Source organism: Aestuariivita sp., assembly GCF_021404545.1.
In the GTDB taxonomy this organism is placed as follows: Bacteria; Pseudomonadota; Alphaproteobacteria; order Rhodobacterales; family Rhodobacteraceae; genus Aestuariivita.
The window spans coordinates 20,203-43,623 of the sequence record NZ_JAAWWD010000069.1; the positions used below are offsets into that span (position 1 = coordinate 20,203).

Consider the following 23,421-nt stretch of genomic DNA (forward strand, 5'->3'; position numbering starts at 1 on the left):
ATGGTCCGGGCGATGGGTTCAAGAGGCTGTTGCCGGGATAGGGGCAAAGCGCCAGACCGGGCCGGGCCGTGCAAGCCGCAAAGCAAAGCGACGTGAGACGCAGCAAGATCCGCCCCTCCCACGACTGCCGGTCCTCTGTCGAACGGCGCATGCCACCGGCTTTACAGGAAGCGCCTAAGCGTAAGGCCCTGATTAGATCATTTGCTCCAACGCGCGGATGGCACCGCCATTCAACCACAGCACCGCCGTCGCGAGGCAAATCAAGATCCCGAACCAGATCAGGTCATGTTTGGGATCCCAGGCGCGGTGTTTGCGTGACAGCCAGATCAACACAGGATGGGTCAGCATCGCGGCACAGGCCAATCCGATCAACGCCCCGATCAGGCCGAAATTGATCACACCGATCAGCAGAAAGGTCACCTGAAAGGTCGCACGGCTGGCCGTATAGACAAAGAACGCGCGCGAATTGCCCGCGGCGAGCGCCGTGTTGTCGTAGGTCAGCCCGATGGACTGGATCATCTTGGCCATGGAGATCAGAACCACGATGCCGCCTGCCAGCGCATAACGGTCATCGTAAAGCACGCCGATCAGCCACGGACCGCTCAGTGCCATCACCGCCAGCATCCCCATGATCAGCAGGGTAATCAGATGCCGCATGCGCGATATCTTGGCCGCGTTCTCCGCGCTCTCCCAGGGGGGACACTCGCGATAGATCGGGATCAACAGCTTGTGTGTCAGGTTCATCCCCAAAGCGAGGGGAAAGTTGGCCAGGAAAAAGCCGATATTATAGATCCCCAGGCTGGAAAGGCTGAGATATTTGCCCAGGATCGCCTTGTCGCCCTGCGAACTGAGGAAAAAGAACGCGGTGGACAGAAAGATCCACTTGCCGAACCCGATCAACTCCTGTCCTGAGCTCTTGTCCCAGCGCAGGCGGTTGCGGTGACCGGGCAGGTATCTGCTGGTCAGGATCAGCCGCACAATGGTCTGCACCACGGTTCCCAAGACCAGCGCAAACACCGACCCTGTCAGCAGCGCCAGCCCGATCATGACAGCCAGGCCGATCACCTGCGCGGTCAGATCCAGTCCCGTCAGACGCCCCAGCATCAGATGCCGGGTTGCCGTCTCGACCCGCGTGGGAATGAATCCCGCAACAAGGAGCGACAACCCAGCCACCGGCAAATAGGTGGCCAAGAGCGGCTCGTCATAAAACTCGGCCATCGGTCGGGCGAGGAGGAAGGTGATCACCGTCAGGATCACACCCCGGATCACCTGAATGGTCCAGGCCGTGTCCAGAAACTCCGGATCGTCGCCGCGCTTGCTCTGCGAGATCGACGGGCTGATCCCAACGTCCGAGAACAGCGAAAGGCCGATCGTCACCACCGTGATCAGCGCCATCAGGCCAAACGCTTCGGGAAAGAGGATGCGCGCCAGGATCAGGTTCGACGCAAGCCGGAGCGCCTGGCTGGTGCCATAACCGACAATCACCCATGAGGCGCTGCGCATAATCCGCGCCATCAGCCGATTGCCGTGAATAAGCTGTGTCAGCTGCACATTCTTGTCCCTTACCCTGATTGATCGGGACGCTATTGGCGCAAGGGGAACGCGTCAATCATGGCCATGGAAAAGGGGGGCTTTGTGTCTTTCGGGTCGGCCTTGGCATCGGTTCGTCGGGCGAGGTGAAACAGTAGAGGGTGGGATGGCGGATTGGTGCCCGCACGCGCCATGAGTCTTTCCACACGCGTCCGCACCCGCTAGGACTGGGGCTGCAACGAACGGACACGCCCCGGTGAAGCTCGCCTATATTCTGAACACCTATCCGCAACCCTCCCACAGTTTCATCCGCCGCGAACTGGCCGCGATCGAGGCTGAGGGCACGCCTGTTTTGCGGCTGGCGATGCGCCGCGCCTCGGTTCCATTGGTCGATCCGCTGGATCACGCAGAAGCGGAGCGCACCGGCTATATCCTGGATGCCGGCGCATTTGGGCTGACGAGCGGCCTTCTCAGGCAGGCCCTCAAGGCACCGCGTGTCTTTGGCGCGGCGCTGCGCCTGGCCCTGCGGTTGGGCGCCAGATCCGAAGCGGGGCGGTTGCGCCATCTGATTTATCTGGCCGAGGCCTGTCTGGTCGCGCGTGCCGCGCGCGAGGCGGGGATTGACCATATGCATGCGCATTTCGGCACCAATGCCGCGGCGGTGGCCTGCCTGACCCAGGCTCTGGGCGGTCCCGGTTACAGCTTTACCGTACACGGGCCGGAAGAGTTCGACGCGCCCCGCGCGCTGTCGCTGGGGACCAAGATAGAGCATGCAGCCTTTACCGTTGCGGTCAGCGAATTCGGCCGCAGCCAGCTGTGCCGCTGGGTCGAGGCCACGCATTGGCCGCGCCTGCATGTGGTTCATTGCGGGATCGAGACCGCGCGTTTCACCGAGCCGACACCGGTGCCGGAGGGGCCTGTTCGGCTCGTCTCGATCGGGCGGTTTTCGGAACAGAAGGGCCAGCTTGTGCTGATCGCCGCCATGGCGCGTCTGCGCGCCAAGGGGCTTGATGTGTCATTGCATCTGGTGGGTGACGGGGAGATGCGCGGCGTGCTGGAGGCGGCAATTGCCGAGGCCGGTTTGAACGATCACGTGACGCTTACCGGCTGGTTGGACGAGGCAGGCGTGCGGGCCGAACTGGACGCCGCCACGGCGCTGGTGATGCCCAGTTTCGCCGAAGGCCTGCCGATGGTCATCATGGAGGCGATGGCCGCCGCCCGGCCCGTGATCGCGACCTATATCGCGGGCATTCCGGAGCTGGTGCAGCCGGGAAAGACCGGGTGGCTGGTGCCCGCGGGCGATGACGCGGCGCTGGCGCAGGCGGTCGCAGATATGGCGCGCGTGCCGATCTCGACCCTGCGGGAGATGGGGCAGGCGGGGCGCGACCGCGCAATGCTGCGCCATGACAGTGCGCGCGAGGCAGGCAAGCTCTTGCGTTATATGCAGGCGGTGTCCGGACCTGCCGGTTAACGCCCGCGGGCCCAGCGATGGGCGCTGGAGAAAAGCGGGCTGCGTACGCCCAGTCTGACCCCGGCATAGACCCCGAACCCCAGTGGATCGTTGAGGGCAAGCCGCGCCAGTTCGCCCATACCGGGGCCGGTCGTGTCCTCATTGCGCATCAGTTCGGGATAGGCGCGCGCCAGTTCGGCATTGCCTGCGTTCTGCCTGCGCCGCACCCGGATCAGATTGCCGAACCCTTCGACCGGAGGCCAGTCATAGCGGGCGCTCACACGCATGCGCTCATCGGGCGTGAAATTCAGCCGCGCGAACATATCGTCGGCGATGATATCGGGCCATTCCTGCCATCGGGCGCGTCCCGCTGCATTGACGGCAAAAAGACCAAATCCCGGCGCTCCGCTTCTGACAAAAGGCAGGCGTTCCCAGAACCGCGCGTAGGCGCGGCTGATCCTGCTGGCGGCGCGCGCGATCCGCGGGCTGCCGGTGGCATAGCGGGGCAGATCTGTGGTCAGCACCCCGGCCAGTTCCGCGACAAGGCCGGGTCCCACCAGAACATCGGCGTCGAGATACACCCGGATGTCGCCAAGCGCGGCGCTGTCGCCAAGATTGAGCGCGTTGAGCTTGCCCGGCGTGTCGGTCTGGATCACGTTCAGGATCCACCCCGCGACGTCCAGTGCGGGGCGCATGGCAAGAGCCTGGTCGGCGGTGCGGTCACGGCAGGCATTGGCAATCACGATGATCTCGCGGGCCGGCAGATCGCCCTGTGAATGCGCCACGGCGTCAAGACATCGTGGGATCCAGCCCGCCTCGTCATGGGCCGGGATCAGCACGCTGAGGACTGGTTTCTGGCTCATCCGTCCGGGCCCTTCAGGAAAAGCTGGATCGCGTCCCATCTGGGGTTTTCATCCGTCAGATGCCGCAGGGCACCCCAACTGCCCCATTTCAGCGGGCGATAGACATCGTTGTAGATATTGAACGGACCATCCGTGTTGGCCGCCCAACCGGCCAGCAGATGGGTATAAAGCGCGCCCATCTCCTCGCTGTAATTGAACGCGCGAAAGAACGCGTCGATTTCGGTGTCGTCCATGACCGGACCCAGACCCACGATATGGGTGCCGCCCTCATACATGATCAGCTCCATCCCGTAGCGATCCGCGATCTCGCGGTGATAGGGCAGCACCCGGGTCACCAGATCCTGGATCGAATTCTCAGGGTTACCGCTGATGCTGCCATCCAGCATCTCGGCGCCCGCCAGCGCAAAGGCGAGGTCATAGCGATGCGTGTCGATAAAACGGGTGCGCGCCGCCCCGGTCAAACCTTCGGCATCTGCGGCGGCTTCGGCCCGCGCGGCACTTTCGTCCAGCCACTCATGCACCATGGGTGCGCCCTGCTCGGTCCCGATATTGCCGGAGAAATAGCCGGTGATCGCATAGGCATCGAAGAACCCGTGGGGCGGGCGGTTGTCGGGGCTTTCGCTGAGCCAATGCTCGGCTCTCAGCGCCTGATCCTCCAGCCCCAGCCAGGCGGCTTGGACGGCCATCACGGTGACCAGCCGGTCCGGCGCGTCGGCAAAAACCTCGCGCCAGATCTGCGCCATTTCCATGGCGCGCATGCCGTAGAAATTCAACCAGCGATGCTCGATCCCCCAACGTGCGCGGGCCTGCTCCTCGGCCCAGTGGGCCTGCTGAAACGACCAGTTCCAGACCTCGTTGGAATATTCCACATAGACCGGCAGATCCGGGTCCAGCTGTGCCGCGATCAGTTCGGCCATGCCGCGGAAATAGCCGTCATCAGCCAGATGCGGCAGCGTCACCCAAGGCATGGTGCCGGTTCGGTTCGACAGCTCGATAACGATCTCGGCGGGGATACCGCGCCAGACATAGGTGTAATCGCCCGGGCGGGGGCGCTCGGCCCACTCCGACAGGGTGGAGTTGTTGGTGTGCATCCAGTCCATGTATCGCAGGCCCTCGAACCCGTCGATCACCGCCAGGAAATCGGGGTTGAAGATCGCGCCCTGATCGAAGGTCTCCACCCGGTCCTCGCGCACCACGGTGATGTTGCGGACATAGTCGCCGTTGCGCGCCCGGTCCGAACGCTGGATCTTGACCTCCACCCCGCCGGGGCCGGGGGTGAAATCGAACGACACCTGGTTTTTGCCATAACGTTGATTGCTGGCCCGCCCGCCTGCCTCGACAATGCCGTCGCCCTCGAACCGCAGCACATAGCGACCGGCAAGCGAGGTGGCCTCGGCCGGCAGATCGACCATGATCAGCGTCGCAACCGAGGTCACATCATGCGGCACCTGGGTGGGCCAGCCATCGGCATCGAGCAGACCGCGGGCAGCCAGATCGTCGTGGGTGACACCGCCCCAGCGGCGCGGCAGATGCCCGATCCAGGGGCGCGCCACCTTCATGCGGTCCATGAAGGGTTGCTGCACCCCCCAATCGGCGAGCGGCGCCAGGTTGACCATCATCGGGACCGCTGCCTGAGGGCTGACGGGCGTGACCGGCTCAAACCCATCGGCGCGGGCCACGCCCCCTGCAACAAATAGCGCAAGCCCCATCGACCGGAGCCAGCCCCTCATGACCCAACCCCAGTTTCTGGCAAGCGCCGCACGACGCGCCAAACGATTTCCTGCATCAGCCGCGCCGCCTCGGGAGAGGGGGCGTCGGCGGGCAAGCCATCGGCGCGGCTGAGCTGGGCGGGCAATCCGAGGGGCGAGCGCTTGTAAAGCACCGCATAATGGGTGAGGGCGACCAGGTATTTGCCCGGATCGCTCAGATGGATCATGTCCTGTTCTCCATTCGCATCGCGCGCAAAAAGCGCCGTGCGGTCGCCGATATTGCCGACACCGCCTTGGCTCTCGATGGCACGCACGAACTCGGCCATGACCTGCCCGGCGGGGATGATACGTGTCGCGCGTTCGGTGCCCGAGGCGGTGATATCGCCGGCCAGCAATTCACCTCGCCAGAGCGCGTCGAAATCCTGATCCAGCCGGTCGAGCCAGCCGTCGGGATCATCCAGCCTGTGCCAGGTCTCATAGAGGTAAACCCGCGTATCGGGCGAGGCGGCACGCGCCAAATCGGCCCAGATATGCTTGTAGGTCGGGCTGTCATGGTAACGGATCGCATCGCGCAGCTCGACCATCTCGGTCAGGATCACCGCGTCATACTCGCCCGATCCGACAGCGTCGCGCGCGGGGCGAAAATGGTCGTGATCGTTTTCCTGTTCAAACCCGTTGACCGGCTGATCGGGGTACCAATGTTCGCGCAGGGACGTACCCCAGCCCAACTGGCTTGCGTGGGTATGGCCGGGGCCCGCAAGCTGTTCCAGCATCGCGGGCATGTCTCGGCCCACCAGCGAATGGCCCAGATGAAAGACCCGCATCGGCTCCAGCGGCGGCGTCAATGAGGTCGCATGCGCGGCCTCCAGCAGTGCCTGACGCTGGTGCTGTGTCCAGGTCTGATAGACAAGAACGCCGGTCAGCAGAACAACCATCGCTGCCGCCACTGTCGTGAGCCGAATTGGAGCCATACGCGTTACCCCCTCTGTGTCACGCCGGTATCCGCGTGGCCGTGACAATGTGACCTGCCACCCGATCCATCCGGCCGTGGATCCGGTCTCCGACCGTGAAACTGGCCACGGGCTGACGGATGGTGGCAAAAAACCGTTTACCATCTGCAAACGTGATCTCGAAGGCGTCAAAATCAAGCAGCACGCCAGTGAGGGCGTATTGACACTTATAGGCGGCCTCTTTGGCACAGAAGATCTGCTTGGCCAGAACACCGCGCTCGGCCTCGGGCTGCGCTGCCAGCCAGCCCCGCTCGGCCCGGGTGCAAACGGTGGGCCACAGCCCACGATCAAGCGGTGTGGCAGGCTCCAGATCCAGGCCAAGCCCGACCGTGGTCTCAAGCCGGTCTGCCACAGCAACGCACAGCGTCCGGCTGTGCGACAGGCTGGCGCAGATGCCCACAGGCAGATCCGGGGCGCGATCGGCGCGGATTGGTATCGGCTGCGGCGCCCATCCCAGACCGGCGATCGCACGGTGCAACGCCGCGCGACCGGCCAGAAACTCATGCCTGCGCGCTTCGCGCATCTGGGGCAAATGCGCCGCCTCCTGCGGGAACGCGGCGGGGCGCGGCTGGGTCGGATCAGTCGCCGCCACCGACACAGAGCGCGGAAAGAGCGCACATATACGCGTTTCCAGATCAGAAAGGCATTTAGTGACAGGGCTTTGCAGCGGCATCATCATCCTGTTCGGGCGCCACGATTTGCGCGCATTGCCTTGCGTTTCGACATCACATCACCGCGCGATGGCATCGTGATGGCAGGCGCGGCCTCCTCCGCGGCATCAGCTCCGTCGATATGCTGGACCAAACCGCTCAGAGTGGGAAAGCGGAAGATGTCGGTGATCGAAATGTCCGACCGGCCCAGCCCCGCCTTGATCTCGCGATGCGCCTGGACAGCCAGCAGCGAATGACCGCCCAGAGCAAAGAAATTGTCATCCGGCGCGATCTGGGGCACGCCGAGGATCCGCGTCCAGATCTCGGCGATTTGACGGGCGGTGCCGACCGGATTGGCCACAGCAGCGGGAGTGGCCATTGGCATTGGTCGTGCGGGCTGCGGATCGGGCAGGGCCTTGCGGTCGACCTTGCGATTGGGGGTCAGCGGAAACTGCGCAAGCTGGGTCAGGGTCGTGGGCACCATGATCTGGGGCAGGCATGCGGTGAGGTGATCGCGCAGCGCGGCCTCCTCCGTTGGACCCGAAGCCGTGAAATAGGCGGCCAGGGCGGTATCTCCGGTGGGTGTTTTTCTATCCACAACAATGGCCTGAGTGACAAAGCTCATCTCGGTCATCACGGCCTCGATTTCCCCCAGCTCGATCCGCTGGCCGCGGATCTTGACCTGGTTGTCATTGCGCCCAAGGAAACTGAGACCACCGTCGGCGTCCCGACAGACCAGATCGCCCGTGCGATAGAGCCGCTCGGCGCCGAAGGCGATGAACCGTTCCGCGGTCAGATCGGCGCGCTGCCAATAGCCCGGCGTGACCCCGTCGCCACCGATGCACAGCTCACCCGGCACGCCGATGGGTGCGGGATGCGCGTCGGCATCCAGGACATGCAGGGTCGTGTTGGCAATCGGTGTGCCGATGGGAATGACCGCGGGGCTGTCATCGCTCACCCGTTCGACCGATGACCAGATCGTGGTTTCGGTGGGTCCGTACATATTGGTGATCCCGGCCCGTGTCGCGCGGCGCAGATCGCGCACCAACGCTCCGGGCAGCGCCTCGCCTCCGATCATCATCTGCTTGACCCCCGAAATCGCGAGCCGCGCCTCGTCGTTCATCGCAATGATCTGCGCCATCGACGGGGTACATTGCAGATGGCTGACATGGTGGCGAATGATCTGGGCCGCGAGCGAAAAGTCATCCTCTGCCAGCTCAACCGGCGCGTTGGCGGCCTTGAGCACCCGTGCCAGCGGTTTGAGCCCCTCCATCACCTGCGCAACGGGGATGCCATAATCAATCAGGCAGGCCACTTCGGTCACGCCGATGCGCTTGACCTGCTCGACCCGTGCGAGGGCGTCCTCGACCATGCCGAAGAGGCCCGAATCCTCGAAATACCGCTCAAAGGCGAAATCGAGGATCGCTTCGAGCTCGTCACCGTCCAGAGAGCCGAGATCCATATCGAACGCATTGTTCACGCCCTGGGGCCGTTTGAAGGCCGGAAAGGCCCAGGCATATTGCTTGATCAGCCCGGCAGCCGAGCGCAGGTAGTCCTTCATTGGCTCGCGCGCCACATCGCGCGCGGCCTCACGGTCTGCCGCCAGATAGGTATGCAGCATCAGCGTGACCTGGAAGTCATCCGGATCATGGCCCGCGCCGCGCAACGCGTCGTGATAGATCGCGATCTTGTCGGCCACCTCGTCGATGCTTTGGCCCAGCAGGTGGGTCAGGACGTTGGCACCGATCTCCCCGGCCTCGCGCCAGGTGGCGGGGTTGCCTGCGGTCGTCACCCAGATCGGCAGGTCCGAGGATACCGGGCGCGGCTGCGTCAGCACGGCATGCGGCGTGCCGTCGGCCTTGGGGAACTCCACCGTTTCACCGCGCCAGAGCCTGCGCAGATCCTCGATCGCGCGGTACATGGCGGGTTTGTTCTGGGGGGGCGTGTTTTCGGGGCGCAGCACGAAATCATCCGGCTGCCAGCCGCTGGCGATGGCCAGGCCCGCGCGCCCGTTGGTCAGGTTGTCGATCACGGCCCATTCCTCGGCGATGCGCGCGGTGTGGTGCAGCGGGGCCACACAGCTGCCCGCCCGTACGCTGAGATTGCGGGTCACGGCGGCGACCGCAGCGCCCGTCACCGACGGGTTGGGGTAGGGGCCGCCAAAGGCGTGAAAATGCCGTTCCGGTGTCCAGACCGCGTTGAACCCATGGGCATCGGCGAATTTCGCGCCCTCCAGCAGCAGCGTATACTTGTCCCGGCCAACACCATCGTCATTGCCCCAGTAAAAGAGGTTGAAGTCGATCTTCCTGCCCGGCAGACGGATCGGCCCGTTTGACACGGCGGCGCGGTTCTCATCGCCCATCAGCACCACTTTGAAGCCGCGCGCGAGGGTGTAGAAGAGCTCCAGCACCGAGATGTCGAACGCCATCGAGGTCACGGCGCCCCAGGTCGTGCCCAGAGCCGGATCGACCTCCGCATCCATGCCGGCAAAGAAATTGATCACGTTACGATGCGAGACCATCACCCCTTTGGGCAACCCCGTAGAGCCCGAGGTATAGATCAGATAGGCGATGTCCTCCGGATCCGGTTGTGGTGTCGAAGCTGTCCCCGCGGTCGGAACCTGATCGAGGATCAGGTGCTGCGCATCCGCGCGGGGCAGGTCCGGCGCGATGTCGGCTTGGGTCACGATGACGCGGGTCTCGCTGTCGCGGATGTAATGCGCGATGCGGTCTGCGGGATAGCCGGGATCAAGCGGGACATAGGCGGCACCCGCCTTCATGATGCCGATTGCCGCGGCAACCATGTCGATGCAGCGCTGACTGTAGAGGCCCACATGCGCGCCGGGTCTTACGCCCATGCGCGCCAGCTCGGCGGCGATGGCATCGGCCCGCGCGTTCAGCGCCGCATAGGTTATCGATTGATCTTCAAAGACGATTGCGGTCGCATCCGGTGTACGCGCCACCTGCGCCGCAATTGCTGCGGGCACGGTCAGGGAGCGGTCATACTCGGTTTCGGTCGCGTTCCAGCTGTCCAGCAGGGCACGTTCGGCCTTGGGGAGCGGGCAGCCGCTCAGCGCGGCGTCATCCGGGGCATCGGCGAGCCATAACGCGATATGGGTCAGCCGATCCGCGAGGAGTTTTGCAAATCCGGCGTCGATACGGGTGCCATCGTAATGCAGAACACCAGTATCGGGGGTCAGCGTCAGCACCGTGCCCTCAATCGGGCTATCGCCTGCGGCAAGGCCGATATCCGGGACCTCCAGCGCGCTCAGCGCGGGGTCACGCAGCACGAGGTCGCGGGCAAAGCTCTGGCGATTTGCGATGATCTCCAGCCGGTCGGTGGTCTGTGTCAACAGATCGCCGCGGGTTGCCGCGACCGACGGCAGGCCCAGCGGAACCCAGTCCGCAAAATGCCCCGGCGCTGTGCGACAGGCCTCCTGCAAGGTGATAGGGGCTACGGCCAGTGTGCTGTGCGCCTCTCTCCCGGTGCTGATCCGGGCCCAAAGCAGGGTCGCGGCCAGCGCGTTATCGCTCAAATCGACGGGCAGGCTGGACCATTCCGGTGCCTCATTGCCCGGGCCCGCGGCCTGCAACCGGAGCGGCGCGCATTCGGCCAGATGTCCGCGCCAGAACGGATCATGCGGTGCGATGGCCTGATAGGCGTCTCGCAATGCCGCGTCCTGCTGCGGCGAAAACACCGGCAGAGCCGCCCCAATCGGCGGCAGGTCTGCTGCTTGACCGTCAAGATCGGTCAGTCCGCCAAGGCGCAGCACGCCATCGGCGCAGGCGACATCGACCGTCCCATCCCCGACCGCCAGAACGGTTCCAGGGGCGGCGTCGGTTGCGTCCAGCGCTTTGGCGTCGCGGATTGCCAGAAGGGTGGTGCCGGTATCCAGCTTGGGCCGAACCATGGGGTTCCAGTAGGTTCCGAAATCCATCGCGCGGATCAGTGCCAGTATCCTGGCGGAGGGCGCGCCGAGGTTCAGCCGACCCCCGGCCTCGGGCCTGTCATCCCGCGCGCAGTAACTGCGCTGGCCGAAATCCTGTGGCTGCGCATCGGGCGTGCCGGTCTCGATCCCGTGCAGCACGGTCTCAAAGCTTTCGATGCCCGCGGCATAGCATTTGGCGTTGAGCGAGAAGGCGGTGTCATCCGCTGCGATCTCGACCTGATGCTGTGCCAGCAGATCGCCCCGATCCACGCCGGGTTCCATCACATGCCAGCTCACCCCGAACTGGGTTTCACCGTTCACGATTGCCCATACAGGTGCGTTGAGCCCGGCATAGGCAGGCAGCGGTCCGTCGTGGAAATTCACCGCGCCTTGGCGTCCCAACGCCAGAATGGGCTCGGGGATCAGTTGAAGGTTGGCAATGGAAAAGAGCCAGTCCGCGGCATGGGCCTGGGTCAGATCGCCGAGCTTTTGCAGCACTTCGACCCCGTGACGAGTGGCCCAACCGGCAATCTCGGCATCTTGGGTCACCACCGCTGTGAGGGTATGGCCCTGAGCAAGCCAAATCTCGCTACAGCTGACCAGAAGGGATTCGTCCCCGATGACAATCGCTGAAAAGGTCTTCATTTAATGTCCTTCGCTAAATTCTGATGCGGTGCCTGAGAATAGGTCGCTGGAACCTGGCTGTGCCGCCCGGGCAGATGCGCGCGGATCGCATGGGCGATCAGATCGCGCAGAAACCGCTCCGGTTCAGCCAAGGGACGGGGCGAGACCAGCCGCCGCGCGCGCCAGATCAGACCGCCCGCCACACGCGCCAGTGTGGCCAGCGCCAGATAGGCGCGCCCGTGGTTTTTCAGGAAATAATGACGGCGGCTGTCGAACCAGTACGTCGGAGCGCGGCCCCAGTCTTTCATCCCGGTCGAGACCGAGCCGATATGCACCGTGCGGCTGCACGGGACGAACCAGGTCTGCCAGCCCGCGCGCGCGGCCCGCAGGCAAAGGTCGGTTTCCTCAAAGTAAAGGAAATACGTCTCGTCAAATAGCCCGATCTGGTCCAGCACCTCGCGCCGGATCAGCATCGAGGCGCCTGCCACCCAATCGGCCCGCACCGGCCCGTCCGAGGGCGGCATGGGGATCGTGGCGTGACGCAACAGGCGCGAGATGACGCCCAGCTTGGCGGCCTGCTCCAGCTCTCCGGCGATGGTGGGGAAGCGGAAATGCGTGGTGTGATAGACGTCATCCTCACCGCGCACGTGACTGCCCGCAAAACCCGCCAAAGGCCTTTCGGCCATAAAAGCCATCAGATGCCGGATCGCCCCGGGATCGAGGAACGCGTCGGAGTTCAGAAGGTACACGAAATCCGGCGCGCGGCCATCGCTGAGCCCATGGCGCATGGCAAAGTTGTTGCCCGCGCCAAAGCCGCCATTGTGACCCGAGGCCAGAACGCGCACCCGGTTGTCTTCGGTCCAGCCGCGCGCGGCGGCCTCCTGGCCGAGCATCTCGAAACTGCCGTCCTGGCTGTCATTGTCGACGATGATCATCTCACCCGCGATGCCCGCCATCTCGCGCAGGCCCGCCTCTGCCGCCTTGAGCGTCATCTGCGGCGTGCGGTAATTCAGCACGATGGTCAGAAGCGTGGGCTGGGTCATGCTCTATTCCGCCGCACTCATGCGCGATGCAGGGCGCGCGGCCTCGGCGGCGGCGATTTCCGCGGCCAGACGCGCGGCCAGCACGCGCACATTGGGGGCCAGCACCATGCTGTCGTGATCGCCCGGCACCTCGATCACGCGGGTGTTCGGGACGAACCGCGTCCAGTCATTGTCAGGCAGCACATATTCGCGCGCCGCACTCACATACTGCCCGCCAGAGACCTTCCAATGCAGATCCAGCGGGGGCCGGAAAAGCACCAGATTGCCGTCCCAGCCGCGCAGCTCATACGCAGCGACGGCGGCGCGGAAGGCCATCTCGATCTTGTCGTTGTTGAACTCCGATCCTTCGGGCTCTGCGCCCTCGGCTTCCCGCCTGCGCGCAATCTCCCAGGCGACGCGGTTGGTGGCCCATTCGCCGAGATAGCCCAGACCCTTGCGGCGGAACTCCTGAAGCTTGATCAGCGCCTTGTCCTGCCGCGTGAGGTACGGGCGCACCGGCAGCGGCGTGTCGAGCATGGCCAGCAGGGACACGGTTTCGCCTTCGGCCTCCAGTTGCTGGGCGATCTCATAGGCGGTGATGCCGCCCCCCGAAAAGCCCGACAGAATGTAGGGGCCCTGCGGCTGCACCTGGCGCATCTCGGCGATATAATCTGCGGCGGCCTCGGCAATCGTTTCATGCGGGGCGTCCGATCCGATCAGCCCGCGCGCCTGCAAGCCGAAGACCGGGCGGTCGCGGCCGATCTGCACCGCAAGCTGGCGCAGGTTCAGCACATTGCCGAACATGCCCGCCACGATGAAAAGCGGCGTGCCGCCGTCGCCCTTTTGCAGCGGCACCAGATGCACGAAACCCGGCGTATCTGGTTTCGCGACCGGCGTCTTTGGCGCGTCGCCATCCAGGCTGCGGCCGGTCGCCTCGGCGATCCGGGTGGCGATATCGGCGATTGTGGGCGCCTCGAACAAAAGCGAGATCGGGAATTCGGCATCGAATGCGCGCTTGATCATCGCAAAGAGCCGCACCGCGATCAGGGAATGCCCGCCCAGATCGAAGAAGCTGTCGGCGATGCCGACCTGGTCGAGGCCCAGAAGCTTGCGCCAGAACCCAGCGAGCGCCTCTTCGACGTCGTTGCGCGGTGCGATGAAATCGCTGTCGAGGTCGGGGCGTTCGAAACTGGCGCTATCCTCGCCGGTGGCGGCCATGCTGCGCCCGGCCTCGTCGATCAGCGCGGGCAACGGCAGGGAGGAGACGACCACATCCGCCCGACCCAGCGCCAGCGCGCGGCGCAGCGCCTCGGCCCCCTCCTCGGGGCGGATACCTTGAGCGATATTGTGCATCAGCCGCTCTTCCTCGGGCGATAGCGGGGCGGTGGCGGCGCTGTCTTCAAAGCGAATCTCGGCCTCTGTCAAGGGGGCCGTGGCAAAGCCGTCGGCGGCCTCGATGCGCTGCATGGTAAAGCTCTCGATTTCGACGATCACGGCGCCATTGGCATCGCACAGCGTGATGTCGAACCGGACCTGACCGGTGTCCGAGCTGCCGGAGACAAGCCGCGCCCAGCTGAGAATTTCGGCAGGCAACGTGCGGTGAACCCGGATGCGCCCATAGCTGAGCGGCACCCAGAGATGTCCGCCGGTATAGCCCGGGATCAGCCCCATCGCCCAACCGGTCGCCAGATCCATCAGCGCGGGATGCAGCACATAGCCCTGGTCCAGATCGCCACGGGCGGCCTCCGGCAGGGTCAACCTTGCAAGACCTTCACCTGTCCCAAGGGCGGTCGATTGAAGCACATGCCAGCGTGGACCAAAGGCCAGATGCGCCTCCTGCGGAGAGGTCAGGCGGTGACCGCCCGAGCCGGTCTCGGTCCGGGTGCAGCGTTTGGCAATCGCGCGCGGGTCGATATGGGCCACCGGCGTGGCCTTGGGGACCGGCATCAGCGTGGCTTGCGCGTTAAGCTGAGTGCCCCTGCGCCCGCCAAGCTGTGCATCGCTGCGGATCTCCAGCAGGGTGGCGGGGCCGTCGCGGTCAACCGAGACGGTGATCTCGCGCGGCTGGTCCTGCGCCTCGACGGGACGGAAGAAATAAAGATCGGCGATCTCGAACGGCATCGCGTGCCCCGTTTCGCGCGCGGCCTCGGCAGCCAGCTCGATAAAACCGGTGCCCGGCAGCAGCGCTTGTCCGGATTTGGTGCGGTGCTCGTCAAAGATCCAGTGGCTGTCGGCGAGGCTGGTATGCAGACCATGCGCTCCGTCCGCCTCTTGCAGAAGCGGGCCGGAGATCAGGCTGCGTGCAACCTCCACCGGGCCACCGGTGCGGCGGGCCATGGCGTCGGCGGCCATGCCGACTTCGGCCCAGACGCCCCAGTTGATCGCAAAGACCCGCGTCTTGCCACCCTTGCGCGCTTGCGCGGCGGCATTGAGCCAGGCATTGGCGGCCACGTAATCGACCTGGCCCGCAGGCCGCGTCGCGGTGGAGGAGGACGAAAAGAGCACCAACATCTCGAGCGTGCCGTCGGGAAACACCTCCTCAAGCACCTTCAGCCCGTGCAGCTTGGGGGCAAAGACGGCCTCGATATCGGCCACCTCCTTGGTCAGGATCGGCGCGTCGTCGATATGGCCCGCCGCATGCAGAACACCGGTGACGGGGCCATAAAGTGCCTCGATCTGCGACCGCACGCGGCGCATCTGGTCGATATTGGCCACATCCGCGGCCATCGCGGTGACCTGACCGCCATGTGCGTCGAGCGCTTGCAGCGCGCGGATGCGGCGCGCGGTCGGGCCGTTGCCCTTGGCACGCGCCTCCCACTGGTCGCGGGGCGGCAGGTCGTGACGTCCCAGCAGGACGACATTGGCGTTGTGGGCGCCCAAAAGCTCGGTCGCCAGCGCCTGACCGATGCCGCCAAAACCGCCGGTGATCAGATACGTGCCACCGTCGCGGAAGGCGGGCCGGGTGGTCTCGGTCAGAGCTGCGGGCGCATAGCGCTGCTGATAGCGTTTGCCGCCGCGCCACGCGGCGATGGTGGCGCCGGGCTCGGCCAGCACCTCTTCGAGGATCGTCTGCGTCAGCGCAGGCTCTTCGGGCGTGTCGTGCTTGCGGGCAAAAAGACCCTTGGGCGCCGGGCTCGGCGCCAGCTCGATATCGAGCGTCGCCATCGTCAGGCCCGGAAACTCGCGCGGGGCCACGCCGACGGGGCCTGCGATCATCGCCTTTTCGGGATAGGGCAGCGCCTCTGCCGCGACCTGCGCGGCACCCGAGGTCAGCACAGTGATCTGTGCCGCCTCCGCCCCCGCATCGCCCAGCGCCTGTGTCAGATGCAGCAGGCTGTAAAATCCCTGCTGGATGTTGCGGTCGAAAAAGCTCGACCCGGGGCGGTGTGTCTCGTCGCGGGTGATCAGCCAGCCATGCACGATCCGGTCGGGCAGGGGGCCATCCTGGCCCAGCGCGTCGATCAGCGCGTCATAACCCGCGCGCCCCTCTTCGGGGGCGAGGGTAATGCGGTCGTCGGGCAATTGGGCAAAGCTGTCGCCCGCGCGCACAATGCGCAGGCGGTGACCTGCGGCCTCCAGCCGGTCGATGACCGGGGCCAGCACGCCCGCGTCATCCTCGAAGATCAGCCAGTTGCCGGGCGCCGTGCCCAAACCAGTCGTCACATCCACATCGCAGGCCGCATAGCTGGGCCGCCAGACCGGGGCATAGCCCCAATCGGCCATCTCGGGCTGGCGCATCAGCGCCTGGGGCGCATCGGCGGCCACCTGTCCGGGTTCGATGAAATAGCGGCTGCGCTGGAAGGCATAGCCGGGCAGGGGCACGCGGCAGCGCCGCGCCTCGCCCCAGATCTGGGTCCAGTCGGCCTCCACCCCGCAGGCCCAGAGACGACCGATCACGGTCAGAAACCACAGATCGTCGGCGACCGCCTGATCGGGATGGCGCAGTGTCGGCAGCACCTGCGCGGATTTCACGCCGGGCGCCATCTGCGCGAGCGAACTGAGCGCGCGGCCCGGGCCGACCTCCAGATAGACGCGGTTGGGCGCGTGCGACAGCGTCTCGATCCCGCGGGCAAAAAGCACCGTGTTGCGCAGCTGTTCGACCCAATAGTCGGGATCGGTGGCTTGCGCATCGGTGAGCGGCGCCCCGGTGCGGTTGGAGATGACGGGGATCTTGGGCGCCTGTAGGTCGAGGCGTTGCAGAAACGCCCGGAACTCCGGCAGGATCGCATCGAGCATGCGCGAATGCGCCGCGATATCGATCTGCACCCGCTGGTGATCCACCCCGCGTCCGGTCAGATCCGCCGAAAGGCGATCCAGCGCCGCCTGCGGCCCCGACACCGCGCACAGCCCCGGCGCATTCACGCTGGCGATATCCAGATCGGCCCCCAGAATCGGGCGCAGATCCTCCTCGGCCAGCGACACGCTGAGCATGCCGCCCCGCGGCACGGTGTCAAAGAGCCGCCCGCGCAGCAGCACCAGGTCAATGCAATCCTCAAACCGCATCACTCCGGCCAGACAGGCGGCCGTGTTCTCGCCCATGGAATGCCCGATAAGCGCGGCAGGCCGCACCCCCCAGCTGAGCCAGAGCTGCGCCAGCGCATATTCCACGATCATGATCAGCGGCAATTGCGCGGAGGGCTTTTGCAAGGCCCGGGCCGCGGCCTCTGCCGCCTCGGGTGCGGGCATCCAGAGCGCGCGGATGTCATAGTCAAGCTGCGCTTGCAGGTGATCCAGGCCCCGGTCCATCCATTCGGCAAAGACCGGTTCGGTCTCGTAAAGATCCTGCGCCATGCCGGGATGCTGCGCGCCGCCGCCGGGGAACATGAAGACAACCTCGGGCGTGTCGCCCAAACGGTCATGGGTAAAGACGCGGTGTGGATCGCCGCCCTCCAGCAGGGTGGCGGCCTCGTCGTGGGTTTCGGCGACCACGATGCGGCGCTTGTCGAACCCGCGCCGACCGTTCTTCAAGGTATGGGCTACATCGGCGAGCGGTTGATCGGGATGCGCGCGCAGATGCGCGGCCAGAGCGGCGGTGTTGGCCTCAAGCGCGGCTTTGCTCCGCCCCGAGACGGCGATCACGTGAAAGGGCCAGTCGCTCTCCTCCGAAGGCGGGCTGACGGGCGCCTCCTCCAGAATGGCATGAGCGTTGGTGCCGCCCACGCCCAGCGCGTTCACGCCCGCGCGGCGCGGGCCTTTTGCCGAGGTCCAGTCGGTCAGCCGGTCGTTCACCAGAAAAGGGCTGGTGTCGAAATCAATCGCGGGGTTGGGCGCCTCGTATCCCAGTGAGGGCGGGATCTGCCCATGTTTTAGCGCCAGCGCGGTCTTGATCAGACCGGCCACGCCGGCGGCTGTATCCAGATGCCCGATATTGGTCTTGACCGAGCCCAGACGGCAATACCCCTCCTCATTGGTCTCGGCGCGATAGGCTTGCGTCAGGGCCGACACCTCGATCGGGTCGCCCAGATAGGTGCCGGTGCCGTGGCATTCGACATAATCGATTGTGTCGGCGGGTACTTTGGCGGCATTCAGGGCTGCGCGCACGGCTGCGGCCTGCCCATCGACAGACGGCGCGAGATATCCCGCCTTGGCAGCACCATCGTTGTTGACCGCACTGCCCTTGAGCACGGCATAGATGTGATCGCCATCGGCCACCGCGTCGCCCAGACGGCGCAGCACCACAGCCCCCGCGCCCGAGCCAAAGACCGTGCCTTGCGCCCGGTGATCGAAGGCATGGCAATGACCGTCGGGCGACAGGATCTCGTTTTCCTTATAGAGATAGCCGCGCCCCTGCGGCAGCTCGATGGTCACACCGCCCGCCAGCGCCATGTCGCAATCGCCCTCGCGCAGCGCGCGTGCCGCGTAATGCAGCGCCACCAGAGAGGTGGAACAGGCGGTCTGGATATTCACCGACGGCCCGTTCAGGTCGAACACATGGCTGACCCGGGTGCAGAGGAAATCCTTGTCATTGCCGGTATGGCGCAACAGGAACATGCCCACATCACGCACCAGATCGGGGTTCGAGCAGATGTTGAAATAGAAATAGCTGCCCATCCCGCAGCCTGCATACACACCGATATCGCCACTGAACTCTTCGGGGACGTGGCCTGCATTTTCCATCGCCTGCCAGCAGATCTCCAGAAACTTGCGGTGCTGCGGATCCAGGATCGCGGCCTCTTTCGGTGAAAACCCGAAAAACTCCGCATCGAACATGTCGAACCCGTCCATCGGCGCGGAGGAGGGGACATAGTTGGGTCTGGAGACCAGATCCGCGCGCTCGCCGGCAGCCAAGAGCGCCTCTTCGTCCAGCACCTTGATGGATTCGACACCGTCTCGCAGATTGCGCCAGAATGCCAGCGCGTCCTCGGCGCCGGGCACATGGGCGGCAAGGCCGACGATGGCGATGTCATCATCCTGGACGGAAAGACGATCTGTGTGAGGCATGGCGGATCCGTTCATTTGACCAGTTCGGTCCCGTGACCCCCGAAGGGATCACAGGGCCAAAGGTTACTCATACATATCAACCACCACCGGCGATGGTCATAGCTCAGCAGCGCCCCAACTTCATGATCAGATCGGACCCTTTTTAAGGCATTTTTGTGACATGTTGCCAAAAACCGAACAATACCGGGTCTTACGCCTAGGACTGTAGTGTAATCAGAACCATTGCGACAGGCTCGCGGGCGGATTACCGCCGGAAAACGGGCCGGAATGGGGCGTCTTTGGGTCCATCCGCTTGGCATCACAGCACCGTGCGTCGATCAGGCTTGTGCCTGCGGTTGATGGCCGGCCCTTCTGGGAAAGGGCGCTTCTTGCCGGGCCGCTCGGGCGCGAACCGTTCGGCATAGCCCAGAATGGCGCCCACCAGCAGCCAGGTCATCGGCACCAGCGTGTCGTTCAGCAGCATGTCCATCATTGTGATGCCCAGCATCAGGCAGAGCGGCGCGATCAGCGGCGACATCTGGACTGTCGGCAGCTTGCGCTTGTACCAGGCCACCAGAGCGATGGGCAGGGCCACAAGCCCCATCTGCGCGATATATCCCATCCAGCCGAAGGTGCCAAAGACGATGATCCAGCGCCCGTCGGGTATGGTGGCGATCTCTCCTGTATGGGGATCCCGCTCAAGGTTGCGGCCCCAGCCGCCCCAGCCAAAGGCCGGTTTCTCGGCCGCGCGCGCCAACAGCTGTTCCTCATTCCAGAACCGGTATTCCAGGGATTGAGCGCGGGCGGGGTCCAGTGCCTGGGCCTTGGCCAGGATCAGGTCCAGCGGCACGAGGCCAAGGCCCCGGAGCATCGGATAGATCACCGCGATCAGCGCACAGACGACCGCAACCCGGATCTGCCATGTCGCCGACCCAAACAGGATCAGCGGCAGCAGGAGCAGGGCATAAAGCTGTGACGCCTGGCTTTTGGAAAGGTAGAGAACCACCACCAGGTAAAAGGTCGCCAGCAGATAGCGCCAGCGATGTTTCGGTTCCGCCGCCCGCACGAGCGCCGCTCCGGCCGAGAGCGCCATCACGAAAAAGAGCGCCAGCCACAGCGCATGCGGCATGAAGACAATCGGGCGAAACCCGCCCTCGCGCATCATCTGGAGGAAATTGTGCTGGAAAAAGCCATAGACCCAGGTGTTGATCTGCGGGCTGAGCCGGATCTCGATCAAGGCGGGGATGGTATAGATCAGCCCCGCCAGCAGGATCGCAAACATCAGCTCGCGCAGGCCCTTGTCGGTCGACAGATATGCCCGCGCCAGAAAGAACGGAATCAGCATGATGATCTGCGAGGACAGGACAGACAAAGTGTCCAGGACCCGCAGCCCGGGCAATTGACCATAGCTGAATTCGATTGGCAGCGCATCGGTGCGCACCAGGAACTTGATCGGGTCGGAATTTGTCAGGACGGTGATCACCGTGCCCAGCAGGATCGCGGCAACCAGCAGCTTGGTGATGCCATGGCGCGGAATGAAGGACGGGCGCAACCCCAAGAACGCCACGATAATCAGCAGCACCGCGACATTGGGAATGGAAAACTTGTCCATGTCGGGGACCAGCGGCAGGTCGAACTCGGTAATCGGGGGCAGCAGCATATAGGCGCCGATGATCGACCAAATCAGCGCACGCTCCAGACTGAGCCGCGCAAAGAACGCGACACAGACCGCCGGCCAGATCGCCAGCATCAGATATGCAAGTCCGTTGCCCATGGTTCGCGGGGCGCTCCCCGGTATCCTTTTCGTGTTCCGTCACGCCCGTCCGGTTAGGTCCGGGTGGTGGCGCCTGCCGTTTTTTGCCTCGCCAAGGAAGGTGGCAACAAAAGGCGGCGACATAATGGCACAGTTACAACGCTTTGCGCCATTCTTGACGTCATTTTGATGGCGGGCGCGGGCAAGACTGGCCTGAGCCCATCGCGGGCTCTAAGACAGGCGCAGCACGCAGGAGCAAGAATGCAGTTCAGTTTCGGCACAGATGTGATCGGGGTCAATGTGCCCGATTGGCCCAGCCTAAGAGCCGAGGTGACCCGCCGGTTTCGCGCAGGCGAAGGGTTCGCGCTGGCTACGATCAATCTGGATCATCTGGTCAAGATGGCGGGCGATGCCGGTTTTGCGTCGATCTATGCCCAGCAGGATCTGATTGTCGCGGATGGACGGCCAATTGTATGGCTCTCGCGGTTGGCGGGCAGACCGGTCGGGCTGGTGCCAGGATCCGACAGTGTGATGCCGCTGGCCCAACTGGCAGCCCAGGAGGGTGTCGCGGTCGCGCTTGTGGGCAGCACAGAGGCCGCGTTGGCGGATGCCGCCGAGGCTCTGTGCCGCGCCGCGCCGGGCCTTCGGATTGTGATGCAGCGATCGCCCGCGTTCGGGTTCGATGCCCAGAGCCAGGAAGCGACGGCCATTCTGTCGGATCTTACGACCCGTGATGTCGGATTGTGTTTTCTGGCGCTGGGAGCACCCCGGCAGGAGGCGTTGGCCGCGCGCGGACGGGTGCTTGCACCCTCGGTCGGGTTTGCCTCGATCGGCGCGGGTCTGGATTTTCTGGGTGGCCATCAGCGCCGGGCGCCGCAGGCGATGCGGCGGTTGGGGCTGGAGTGGCTCTGGCGCGCATTGACCGATCCACTGCGGCTGGGCCCACGTTATGCGCGGTGTATCGCAATCCTGCCGGGGCAGGTCTGGGCCGCGTGGCGGTTGCGGCGCTGAGGCTCACTTGTATTCAATGATCCTCCCGTGCTGACCGCGCAGACGCTTTTGCCAATAGTCGACAACGCCAAACGCCTCGGCGAATTTGCCAAGCACCGAGAACAGCGCCTGCTCCCAGCCCGCGCGGGAAATCCGCTTTCTGGCGGCCAGCCGCAGTACCTGCGCCGGGTAGATCAGCAAAAGTACAAGCGCCCCGGGCCAGATCACGGCGCCCAGCAGCACCGCCACCGGCAGAACCAGCCCCCAGATCAGCGCCCTGCGGGTTTCGGTGACCCAATGCCGTTCCGGCGGTGCCCCATGCAGCGCGGCGCCTTCGGCAAACGCATGGCCCGCCCGCCAGGCCCGACGCCACCATTGGGGGAACCGGGTCATCGCCGCATCATGCCAGGTCATTTCATGGTCCAGCCGGTAGACAACCCAACCGGCTTGCCGCAGTCGGACGCACAGTTCTGGCTCCTCTCCGGCGATCAGATCGTCGCGATACCCGCCCACCGCACGCAAGGCGCCAAGCCGCATCAACGCATCCCCACCGCAGGCGCGCGCGGGACCGATGGGCGTGTCCCATTCGGCATCGCACAGCCGGTTATAGAGGCTGGCCTCGGGATGCCGCTCACGCCGGCGGCCGCAGACAACCGCGGTCTGGGGGTTGTCCCTCAGATATCGGGATGCCGCCGCGATCCAGCCGCGCCGCAGCGCACAATCGCCATCGACCAATTGCACGAAATCGGTGGTGCCATCGAGGCGCGCAAGGCCCGCATTGCGCGCCCGGGCTGCCGTAAACGGTCGGGCTGGGTCCAGCTCCACCACCTCGGCGCCCAGGGCCCGAGCAGCCTCCACGCTGCCATCCTCTGATCCGGAATCGACATAGATCATGCGGCGCACATCATCCCTCATGCTTTCCAGACAGGCGATCAGCCGTGCTCCTTCGTTGCGTCCGATCACGACCGCATCAAGGGCCGGAGGGGCGGTCATCGGTGGATCTGTGGTTTCAGAACACATGAGCTTTGGATCTTAAGAATTTGCTTAAAAACATAAAAATCATCTAGAGGTCACTCATGACACCAAGAACTGCACCATGACGCGCGCCTGGGCTTGGGGAAATGGCCCTGGCTCCGGCACCTGGGTCAACGCGGCCCGGATCCGGCGGTGGATGTCTAAATCGGTCATGGAGCGCTTTCAGTCTCAGCGGTGTTTCGGCGCAGCCTAGCGCGCTCTGCGATCAATGCAACGGGCAGGCGGCCTTCTAGGGTCTGTTGAGATTCAGGATTCCCTAACAGCTTAAGTTCTGATTCAAGCTCCCAAAAGGGAGGTCTGAATGGACACGAGCAGGTTTGTCATCCGAGATCATCAATGGGCGAAGATGGAGCCGCATTGCCTTGGGCTGAAGGCGCTCCGGGGGGCACCGGGAGGGGTGCCCGGGTTTTTTATGGGGGGGGGTTTTGGGTTGGGGG

At 64.7% G+C, this 23,421-nt stretch carries 12 protein-coding genes; 2 read left to right on the forward strand and 10 right to left on the reverse strand.

Annotated features, from left to right (window positions below):
* Positions 1-192: 192 nt before the first annotated feature.
* Positions 193-1,551 carry an oligosaccharide flippase family protein gene (locus tag HEP69_RS22255; RefSeq protein ID WP_290560712.1) on the reverse strand — a complete coding sequence of 453 codons (1,359 nt, stop codon included), beginning with the start codon at positions 1,549-1,551 and terminating at the stop codon, positions 193-195.
* A 235-nt stretch (positions 1,552-1,786) separates the two neighbouring features.
* On the opposite strand from HEP69_RS22255, the gene HEP69_RS22260 reads away from it, so the two are divergent.
* On the forward strand, positions 1,787-3,001 hold the full coding sequence (locus HEP69_RS22260; protein WP_290560713.1) for a glycosyltransferase family 4 protein: 1,215 nt from the start codon (positions 1,787-1,789) through the stop codon (positions 2,999-3,001).
* On the opposite strand, the gene HEP69_RS22265 is transcribed toward HEP69_RS22260, so the two are convergent.
* The 8 genes from HEP69_RS22265 to HEP69_RS22300 all read right to left on the reverse strand — a co-directional run bounded on the left by HEP69_RS22265 (position 2,998) and on the right by HEP69_RS22300 (position 20,980).
* The gene (locus HEP69_RS22265) at positions 2,998-3,843 is read right to left on the reverse strand and encodes a glycosyltransferase (protein ID WP_290560714.1); all 846 of its coding nucleotides are present in this window, start codon (positions 3,841-3,843) and stop codon (positions 2,998-3,000) included. The two genes, HEP69_RS22260 and HEP69_RS22265, sit on opposite strands and share 4 nt — an antisense overlap.
* Positions 3,840-5,573 (reverse strand): hypothetical protein, encoded by a 1,734-nt coding sequence (locus HEP69_RS22270; RefSeq protein ID WP_290560715.1) that lies wholly within the window; start codon positions 5,571-5,573, stop codon positions 3,840-3,842. The genes HEP69_RS22265 and HEP69_RS22270 overlap by 4 nt, the downstream gene beginning before the upstream one ends.
* Positions 5,570-6,523 carry a hypothetical protein gene (locus tag HEP69_RS22275; protein ID WP_290560716.1) on the reverse strand — a complete coding sequence of 318 codons (954 nt, stop codon included), beginning with the start codon at positions 6,521-6,523 and terminating at the stop codon, positions 5,570-5,572. The genes HEP69_RS22270 and HEP69_RS22275 overlap by 4 nt, the downstream gene beginning before the upstream one ends.
* Before the next feature lie 19 nt (positions 6,524-6,542).
* Entirely contained in the window at positions 6,543-7,154 is a 612-nt protein-coding gene (locus HEP69_RS22280; RefSeq protein WP_290560717.1) for a 4'-phosphopantetheinyl transferase superfamily protein, read from the reverse strand.
* A gap of 83 nt (positions 7,155-7,237) precedes the next feature.
* A complete protein-coding gene (locus HEP69_RS22285; protein WP_290560718.1) occupies positions 7,238-11,785 on the reverse strand; it encodes a MupA/Atu3671 family FMN-dependent luciferase-like monooxygenase in 4,548 nt (1,515 codons plus the stop codon).
* A complete protein-coding gene (locus tag HEP69_RS22290) occupies positions 11,782-12,807 on the reverse strand; it encodes a glycosyltransferase family 2 protein (protein ID WP_290560719.1) in 1,026 nt (341 codons plus the stop codon). Before HEP69_RS22290 ends, HEP69_RS22285 begins: the two co-directional genes overlap by 4 nt.
* Before the next feature lie 3 nt (positions 12,808-12,810).
* Positions 12,811-19,227, reverse strand: a complete 6,417-nt coding sequence (locus HEP69_RS22295; protein WP_290560720.1) for a type I polyketide synthase — start codon at positions 19,225-19,227, stop codon at positions 12,811-12,813.
* 298 nt (positions 19,228-19,525) lie between these two features.
* Positions 19,526-20,980: a hypothetical protein gene (locus HEP69_RS22300; RefSeq protein ID WP_290560721.1), complete on the reverse strand. Its 1,455-nt coding sequence runs from the start codon at positions 20,978-20,980 to the stop codon at positions 19,526-19,528.
* Positions 20,981-21,220: 240 nt separating this feature from the next.
* Between HEP69_RS22300 and HEP69_RS22305 the strand changes: the two genes are divergently transcribed.
* Positions 21,221-21,970 (forward strand): WecB/TagA/CpsF family glycosyltransferase, encoded by a 750-nt coding sequence (locus HEP69_RS22305; RefSeq protein WP_290560722.1) that lies wholly within the window; start codon positions 21,221-21,223, stop codon positions 21,968-21,970.
* Between the two features lie 3 nt (positions 21,971-21,973).
* Here HEP69_RS22305 and HEP69_RS22310 read toward each other — a convergent pair whose 3' ends face one another.
* Entirely contained in the window at positions 21,974-22,942 is a 969-nt protein-coding gene (locus HEP69_RS22310; protein WP_290560723.1) for a glycosyltransferase, read from the reverse strand.
* Between the last annotated feature and the right edge of the window lie 479 nt (positions 22,943-23,421).

Coding starts and splice junctions, on each gene's coding strand:
- HEP69_RS22265 (WP_290560714.1), bottom strand. CDS start 3,843: ATGAGCCAGAAACCAGTCCTCAGCGTGCTGATCCCGGCCCATGACGAG.
- HEP69_RS22270 (WP_290560715.1), bottom strand. CDS start 5,573: ATGAGGGGCTGGCTCCGGTCGATGGGGCTTGCGCTATTTGTTGCAGGG.
- HEP69_RS22275 (WP_290560716.1), bottom strand. CDS start 6,523: ATGGCTCCAATTCGGCTCACGACAGTGGCGGCAGCGATGGTTGTTCTG.
- HEP69_RS22285 (WP_290560718.1), bottom strand. CDS start 11,785: ATGAAGACCTTTTCAGCGATTGTCATCGGGGACGAATCCCTTCTGGTC.
- HEP69_RS22290 (WP_290560719.1), bottom strand. CDS start 12,807: ATGACCCAGCCCACGCTTCTGACCATCGTGCTGAATTACCGCACGCCG.
- HEP69_RS22295 (WP_290560720.1), bottom strand. CDS start 19,227: ATGCCTCACACAGATCGTCTTTCCGTCCAGGATGATGACATCGCCATC.
- HEP69_RS22300 (WP_290560721.1), bottom strand. CDS start 20,980: ATGGGCAACGGACTTGCATATCTGATGCTGGCGATCTGGCCGGCGGTC.
- HEP69_RS22305 (WP_290560722.1), top strand. CDS start 21,221: ATGCAGTTCAGTTTCGGCACAGATGTGATCGGGGTCAATGTGCCCGAT.
- HEP69_RS22310 (WP_290560723.1), bottom strand. CDS start 22,942: ATGACCGCCCCTCCGGCCCTTGATGCGGTCGTGATCGGACGCAACGAA.